This window comes from Belliella aquatica (assembly GCF_014637795.1).
GTDB classification, from domain to species: domain Bacteria; phylum Bacteroidota; class Bacteroidia; order Cytophagales; family Cyclobacteriaceae; genus Belliella; species Belliella aquatica.
In genome coordinates this window covers 633495-640325 of sequence record NZ_BMFD01000001.1, presented here as the reverse complement: position 1 = coordinate 640325, position 6831 = coordinate 633495, and the positions used below count along the sequence as shown (strand labels likewise).

General features: G+C 37.2%; 10 protein-coding genes. 4 read left to right on the top strand and 6 right to left on the bottom strand.

Annotation, left to right across the window (positions count from 1 at the left end; translation table 11 throughout):
- Positions 1-235: 235 nt before the first annotated feature.
- Positions 236-856, bottom strand: coding sequence for a recombination mediator RecR (recR, locus tag IEV57_RS02680; protein ID WP_188439370.1), 621 nt, complete (start codon positions 854-856; stop codon positions 236-238).
- Between the two features lie 11 nt (positions 857-867).
- The gene (locus IEV57_RS02675; RefSeq protein WP_188439368.1) at positions 868-1161 is read right to left on the bottom strand and encodes an ATP-dependent Clp protease adaptor ClpS; all 294 of its coding nucleotides are present in this window, start codon (positions 1159-1161) and stop codon (positions 868-870) included.
- Positions 1162-1214: 53 nt separating this feature from the next.
- Here IEV57_RS02675 and IEV57_RS02670 point away from each other — a divergent pair, with 53 nt between their 5' ends.
- Positions 1215-2657: a sodium:solute symporter gene (locus tag IEV57_RS02670; RefSeq protein WP_188439366.1), complete on the top strand. Its 1443-nt coding sequence runs from the start codon at positions 1215-1217 to the stop codon at positions 2655-2657.
- Here IEV57_RS02670 and IEV57_RS02665 read toward each other — a convergent pair whose 3' ends face one another.
- The 3 genes from IEV57_RS02665 to IEV57_RS02655 form a co-directional block, all read right to left on the bottom strand.
- Complete coding sequence (locus IEV57_RS02665; protein WP_188439364.1) at positions 2658-3023, bottom strand: helix-turn-helix domain-containing protein; 366 nt, start codon at positions 3021-3023, stop codon at positions 2658-2660.
- Between the two features lie 118 nt (positions 3024-3141).
- A complete protein-coding gene (locus tag IEV57_RS02660; RefSeq protein WP_188439362.1) occupies positions 3142-3477 on the bottom strand; it encodes an MGMT family protein in 336 nt (111 codons plus the stop codon).
- Positions 3461-4339, bottom strand: coding sequence for a mechanosensitive ion channel family protein (locus IEV57_RS02655; protein ID WP_188439360.1), 879 nt, complete (start codon positions 4337-4339; stop codon positions 3461-3463). Before IEV57_RS02655 ends, IEV57_RS02660 begins: the two co-directional genes overlap by 17 nt.
- Before the next feature lie 63 nt (positions 4340-4402).
- On the opposite strand from IEV57_RS02655, the gene IEV57_RS02650 reads away from it, so the two are divergent.
- The 3 genes from IEV57_RS02650 to IEV57_RS02640 are packed head-to-tail and all read left to right on the top strand — an operon-like array spanning position 4403 to position 6228.
- Positions 4403-5080 (top strand): SDR family NAD(P)-dependent oxidoreductase, encoded by a 678-nt coding sequence (locus IEV57_RS02650; protein WP_188439358.1) that lies wholly within the window; start codon positions 4403-4405, stop codon positions 5078-5080.
- A 12-nt stretch (positions 5081-5092) separates the two neighbouring features.
- On the top strand, positions 5093-5779 hold the full coding sequence (locus IEV57_RS02645) for a head GIN domain-containing protein (protein WP_188439356.1): 687 nt from the start codon (positions 5093-5095) through the stop codon (positions 5777-5779).
- Positions 5776-6228: a nuclear transport factor 2 family protein gene (locus tag IEV57_RS02640; protein ID WP_188439354.1), complete on the top strand. Its 453-nt coding sequence runs from the start codon at positions 5776-5778 to the stop codon at positions 6226-6228. Before IEV57_RS02645 ends, IEV57_RS02640 begins: the two co-directional genes overlap by 4 nt.
- A 58-nt stretch (positions 6229-6286) precedes the next feature.
- Here the strand turns inward: IEV57_RS02640 and IEV57_RS02635 are convergent, their stop codons facing one another.
- Positions 6287-6712 carry an META domain-containing protein gene (locus tag IEV57_RS02635; RefSeq protein WP_188439352.1) on the bottom strand — a complete coding sequence of 142 codons (426 nt, stop codon included), beginning with the start codon at positions 6710-6712 and terminating at the stop codon, positions 6287-6289.
- Positions 6713-6831: the final 119 nt, after the last annotated feature.

Here is a 6831-nt window from a genome sequence, read left to right as displayed (position 1 = left end):
GCCAACTGAGCTAATCCCCCTTATTTTATTTACTTCAGGTTACCCGGTGGTCTTCCCGACACCTGTCGGGACGATCTAGCCAACTGAGCTAATCCCCCTTATTTATTTACTTTACGTTACCTGGTGGTCTTCCCGACACCTGTCGGGACGCTCTAATCCCGAAGAATTTCGGGAAGCTAATCCCCCAAATGGTGTGCAAATATAGGAACCCTTTTCTATTCAGCAAAGGAATTAATCAATCCGCGGAATAATTCACCCTTGTCAAAATACTTCGCCCTAAGGTAACTTCATCAGTATATTCCAATTCTCCCCCTACAGGTATTCCGCGAGCGATTGTACTTACTTTGACACCTAGCTCTTTAAGTTTTCGAGTAATGTAAAAAGATGTTGTATCACCTTCCATTGTCACTGGCAATGCTAAAATTACTTCTTCTACCTTTTCACTTTCAAACGATTTGGAAATTCTGCGGAGCAAGGAGTCTATTTTTAATTCATCAGGACCAATTCCTTGTATCGGAGAAATTACACCGCCAAGCACATGATATAGCCCATCGTACTGTGAGGTATTTTCAATTGCTAATACATCAGGGATTTCTTCTACCACACAAATGATTTTTCGGTTCCTTCTCTGACTTGTACAGATACTACATTCATCAGCATCAGAAATGTTGTGGCAGATTTGACAATACTTGATCTCATTCCTCAATTTCGTGATCGATTGAGAGAGTGATGCTGTTACTGATTCATTTTGTTTGAGAAGATGTAGGGCTAACCTTAATGCTGTTTTTTTGCCTATGCCTGGGAGGCGGCTAATTTCATTCACAGCATCTTCTATTAATTTTGAGGGAAAATTCACTGCTTTTCAAATTAAAGTATAGCAGCCTGAATTCCTGCGTCTAATATTGCCTGACACATAGGCTTCAACTTCTCTATACTCCCTTTTTTGACAGCACACTTTCCTTTATAATGAATGATATAGGTACATTGCTCTGCTTGTTCTGTCGTGTGGTTACATACTTTAATCAGAATTTTGGTAACGTGCTCGAAAGTGTTGACATCGTCATTGAAAACAACAAGGTCACTCTCCTCAATATCTACCAAATCCTCAAGTAAAACTTCTACTTCGTCTAACTCTGGATACGCTTGTGTTTGTCGATTCATTTTGCAAATTTAATTATTATAGACAATTTAGCATGCCTTATCAGAAATTCTCTATGGATTCAAATTTAGTTCTTATAGTAATAACATCATACTTTGCTCTGTTGTTTCTAATATCTTGGCTTACATCAAGAAACATTTCCCAAGACACCTTTTTCACTGGAGACAGACAATCACCTTGGTTTTTGGTAGCTTTTGGTATGATTGGAGCATCACTCTCAGGAGTGACTTTTATTTCTGTTCCTGGAGAAGTTGGAAATAGTAATTTTAATTATTTCCAGGTCGTAATGGGTTACACTTTAGGATATTTTGTAATCGCAAAAGTCTTACTTCCTCTTTACTATAGATTGAATCTCGTTTCAATATATGCATATTTAGAAGAAAGGTTTGGGTTCTGGTCCTACAAAACTGGGGCATTTTTCTTTATTCTTTCCAGAACTCTAGGCTCTTCCATAAGGGTGTTTCTGGTCGCTGGTGTATTGCAGTTGATACTTTTCGATCAGTGGGGCATTCCATTTTGGGTATCAGTGTTGATTACAGTATCTCTAATTTGGCTCTACACTCACCGCGGAGGGATCAAAACCGTGGTTTGGACAGATACTTTGCAAACATTTTTTATGCTCGCTGCTGTGCTGGTAAGTATTTACCTTATCGGACAAGATTTAGGAATCCTTACTATTTCCGAGTATGTAAGTACTGTAGCGGCTGATTCCCGATCAGAAATCTTTAACTGGAACTGGCAATCTGGCCAGAATTTTTTCAAGCAATTTGTTTCAGGCGCTTTCATCACAATTGTCATGACTGGTTTAGATCAGGATATGATGCAAAAAAATCTTACATGCAAAAACATTGGAGATGCCCAGAAAAATATGTTCTGGTTTACCATCATCCTAGTTTTCGTAAATTTACTTTTTCTCTCACTAGGTGTTCTACTATATCTCTATGCAGAAACACACGGCATAGCTATCCCCACAAGGACTGATGATCTGTATCCCTTGCTAGCTACCACAGAATTCACTGCTTTCGCTGGAGTCGTTTTTGTCCTTGGTATCACGGCTGCTGCATACTCCAGTGCTGACTCCACCCTAACTGCGTTGACGACTTCGTATTGTTATGATTTTTTAGAAATTGAGAAAAAATACCCTAAGAATGAACAGATAAAGCTGAGAAAGAAAGTTCATCTAGCATTTACTGCATTAATGTTTGTTGTAATTTTAATGTTCAGATGGATAAATGACCAAAGCGTGATAAATGCAGTCTTTGTAATTGCGGGTTATACTTACGGTCCGCTACTTGGATTATATGCATTTGGCTTATTTACGAAATATCAAGTAAAGGACAGATTTGTGCCATATCTGGCCATTGTTGCCCCAATAGTTACTTTTGCAATCAGTCAAAACTCTGAGAAGTTACTTTGGGGCTATAAGTTTGGCTTTGAAGCACTCATCTTAAATGGCCTATTGATGTTTCTCGGACTGTACTTGATCAGAAAGAAATAGTTAGAGTTCGTTCTTAGCAAGAAGATCATTAATTCTCTTCAACTTACTAATATTCCCTTCTAAGGTAAGACTTGAACCATCTAAATCTACAAGTACTGACAAAAGTCCATTGGTCTTTTTACCATTATCTGAATAAGCTGATACGGAGGGTGTGACAGAAATTAATTCCTGAACATCAACTTCGTATAAATTAGCAAGCTTGATGGCATCTTCCATTTTAAGATTTGACCTGCCTTGTTCGTATCGTGAATAAGCAGTGTAATCTCTTTTTCCTAAATACTCAGCAATATACTCCTGAGTGTAACCTCTTAAAACTCTATGCTTTCTGAGGTTTTCTGCGATGTGACTTTTTAATTCCGCTTCCATAATAAATATTATTTAATAGCTGATTTGCAAAAAGCATACTCAAAAGTCAAAAAGTGTTAAAAAATGTCAAATAAAAATACATTTTGTCATTTTTAACCTGTAAAATGGCTAAATATACCTAGAGTAGGTATTTACTTGGATCCCAAAAATAAGTCTCAAAATCTAGAATCTGATCATTTTCTACCCGAATCCCTTCCTTTTTCAGGAGCTCTTCCATTACATTAGGACCAGAAAAGTGATGTTTACCGGTAAGCATACCATTCCTATTTACAACTCTATGTGCAGGCACATCTTTTTCACCATGTGAAGCATTCATCGCATAGCCGACCATTCTCGCTCCACTTTTGAGACCAAGATAATTGGCGATGGCTCCATAAGAAGTCACTCTTCCTGCTGGGATCAATCTTACAACCTGAAAAACTTGATCAAAATAATTCTCACTTTTTGATTTCATCTGTGAATTTTAAAATACCATCTTTAAGAAGCTTTTCTAGTTTATTAGCATTGCTATACTTATCAAAAACACTGATCTCAAACCGCTTACAATCTTTGAGCAAATCGGACAGCGTAACAGTGAGATCAATCTTTGCAACGTCTTCCCCTTGATCTAAAAGAAATGAAGACAATGCATTCTCTACTTCCAAAGTAGAAATCAATACACTTAAAGGCAGCTCAAAATACACCTTAATATTTTTTCTCTTTTGATTTTGGTTTACGACTTGAGCAGCAAACACTAAATTGTTAGGAATGATGATTGAATCGTCATTCTCATTTTTCAACACTAAATTCAAAAGTGTAATATCTGATATTCTGCCTGTGTTATCTCCAATTTTGATTTGATCTCCCAGTGAAAACTGATCTGTGAACATTATGATTAATCCATTGATCATATTAGTTACATAGTCCTTGCTCAAAATAGCAATAGCAGCGGCTACAATGGTCAAGCTCGTCAAAAATTCAAGCGGATTGATCGCAAACAAGAACATCAAGGCAAGCAGTGCAGCAATCACATTCAAAATATTTGAAATCCAAGTAATACCTAGAAGAAAGTTACCATGAATTCTATCCTCCTTGATCCGACGCATGTAAAACCCAGCTGTGACCATCCTTCCGAGAGAGATGATCAAGTTGGCCCCAAATAAAAACAAAAGCGCATTATATATTTGATGTGCCAAGGATGACTGAATAACCTTTTCCCTCAGATACGCCACGTTGGGAATAAGAATGATTAAAGTCAAAAAAATCATCAATTTGAATAAAAACACTCTTCGCTTCTTGTTTTCTATTACCTGAGCAGCTGATTTTTTGAAATTCATAATGGTTTCGAGAAATTAACCTTTAATTTTAGAAGATAATGCAAACATAATAATAAACTAAATATGGATCGGAATATAATCGTAACCGGGGGAGCCGGAAATCTTGGGAGTGCAGTAATTGAGAAGTTCAAACGTGAAGGATACAAAATAATTGCTACTGTCCTTCCTGGATCTGGAGATGAAATCGAAGAAGCCGATGATGTGTATGAGGTAGATGTCACAGATGATAAATCTGCTGCTGACTTTGCAAATGAATATATCATGCAATATGGAGAAGTCGAAGCAATCATTTTATTAGTTGGCGGGTATGCAGGCGGAAATATAGAAGAAACTTCTACAGATGATATCAATAAAATGGTCAAGTTGAACTTTTTCTCTTCTTTCAATATGGTAAAAAACTTTTTACCAATGTTCAAAAAAGCCAATAAAGGGAACTTTTTGTTTGTTGGTGCAAGACCTGCGCTTCAACCAGAAGATGGAAAGAATGTTGTGGCATACGCTTTGAGTAAAGGAATGGTGGTCAGTCTCGCAGACTACGTTGCTGAAGAATCAATAGGTACAAAAATAAGGTCACACATATTCGTACCAAGCATAATCGATACTCCACCAAATAGGGAGTCTATGCCAGATGCAGACTTCTCAGAGTGGGTACACCCATCAGAAATAGCAGAGGCGATGCATTATGCTATCAACAATCCAGATTTGCGAAACATGACCTTCAAACTATACGGAGGAGTGTAAACCAAACTAATCATGAAAAAAGTAAGCGCGTTATTCATTTTTCTTATCTCTTTTGTGGCTTTCACAGCTCAAGCACAAACAAATAAAGAGACAAGGGACTTGAGAGATTTCTCAAGTATCAAAGTTTCTAATTCCATAGAAGCTGAATTGGTCAGAGGAGACAAAAACTCCATCTCCATTGTCGCTTCTGGAGTAGAATTGGACAAAATAGAAACTAATGTATCGGAAGATGCTTTAGAAGTCAAACTTGGGCGTGGCAATTTTAGATCAAGCTCAGTAAAAGTGACAATTACTTATGTCGATATAGACGAAATTCAAGCAAATACCAGTGCGAGAGTTTTCGCAAATAATGAACTCTCAGAAACTAACGTCTATCTTTTCAGCAGTGCTAACGCCTACATTGAAGTGGCGGTGAAGGCAGAAAACCTATTTATAGAAGCTTCCACCAACTCTAAAATTGCAGTAAAAGGAAGTGCCAACAATCTCGACTTGAAAGCCTACACCAATGCAGATATTGATGGCAGAAAATTAGAAGTCATCAATGCTGAGGTCCTTGCAAATACCGCTGCAAAAGGCGAATTCAGAGTGAAAGAATCTATCAAAGGATCAGCTGCCACTGCCGCAAAAATAACCTATGTCGGCAATCCAAACTTGATCGATGTAAAAACAAACACAGGAGGAGATATTAAAAAGAAATGAAAAAATTTATCGTAATCGCTTGTATCCTGTTCTGTCAGACTACGTTCGGCTTTGCACAAACTGAGCAAAAAGAAATAGAAAAAGTGATTTCTACACTTTTTGAAGGTATGAAATCCAAGAATCCAATTTTGGTAGAGCAAGCATTTTTAAAAGATGCTTTGATGCAAACAACTATTATTGGAGAAAATGGAGCAACGGTAGGAAGTAATTCAGTTCAAGATTTTGTCAATAGAATCGCTACCACCCCAGATAATACAACGCTAGACGAGAGGATTTTGGAGTACCAAATTAAAGTAGACGGACACATGGCCTCTGCTTGGACTCCCTATGAATTCTATGTCAATGATGGCTTTAGCCACTGCGGGGTCAATTCATTTCAATTGATCAAAACATCAGAGGGCTGGAAAATAACTTATATCATAGACACCCGAAGAAAGGAAGGCTGTTAATTCAAAAGCCCCAAGGAAGACAGTCACTTCGTTGGGGCTTTTTTTCTTTAAAGCTTATTTATTTTCCTTGCGGTACAAAACTCATCAACTCCTTTGCTCCATCCAACAAAGTCAGCTTGTCTTTAGCAACTTTAAAGTTTTTTACTTGTGAAAGTAGCGCTACCACCTCACTTTCTGCATTTCCTCTTTCACATGCTTTTTTGGTCATCGCACCAGGGTCTAAGCTCAAAGAAGTACCTTCCAGCTGAAAACTTCCTGAAAAGTTATTGCAACCAGCAAATCCGGCTAACTTTCCTCCGTCCATAAAATTCAAAAAGGGAAGGCCTGAAGTAAAATTATTTGGATTTAATTTATCTCCCAGCAATGAGGACAGAACCCAATTATTCCCCGTTAATAAACTTAATGGATTCAATTTACTGACGGAATCACAGGAAGAAAAAGTCAAAAAGACTAAAACGAATGAGAGATTGATTAATTTTTTCATTGTCATTTGGCTAAAGTTGAACGTAAATAAATTTAACAGATAATTTTAAAAATAGAAAACTACCTTGGCCAAAAGAGGTAAAATTTAAAAATCAAAGGATAAAATTTAAATTCGTGAAT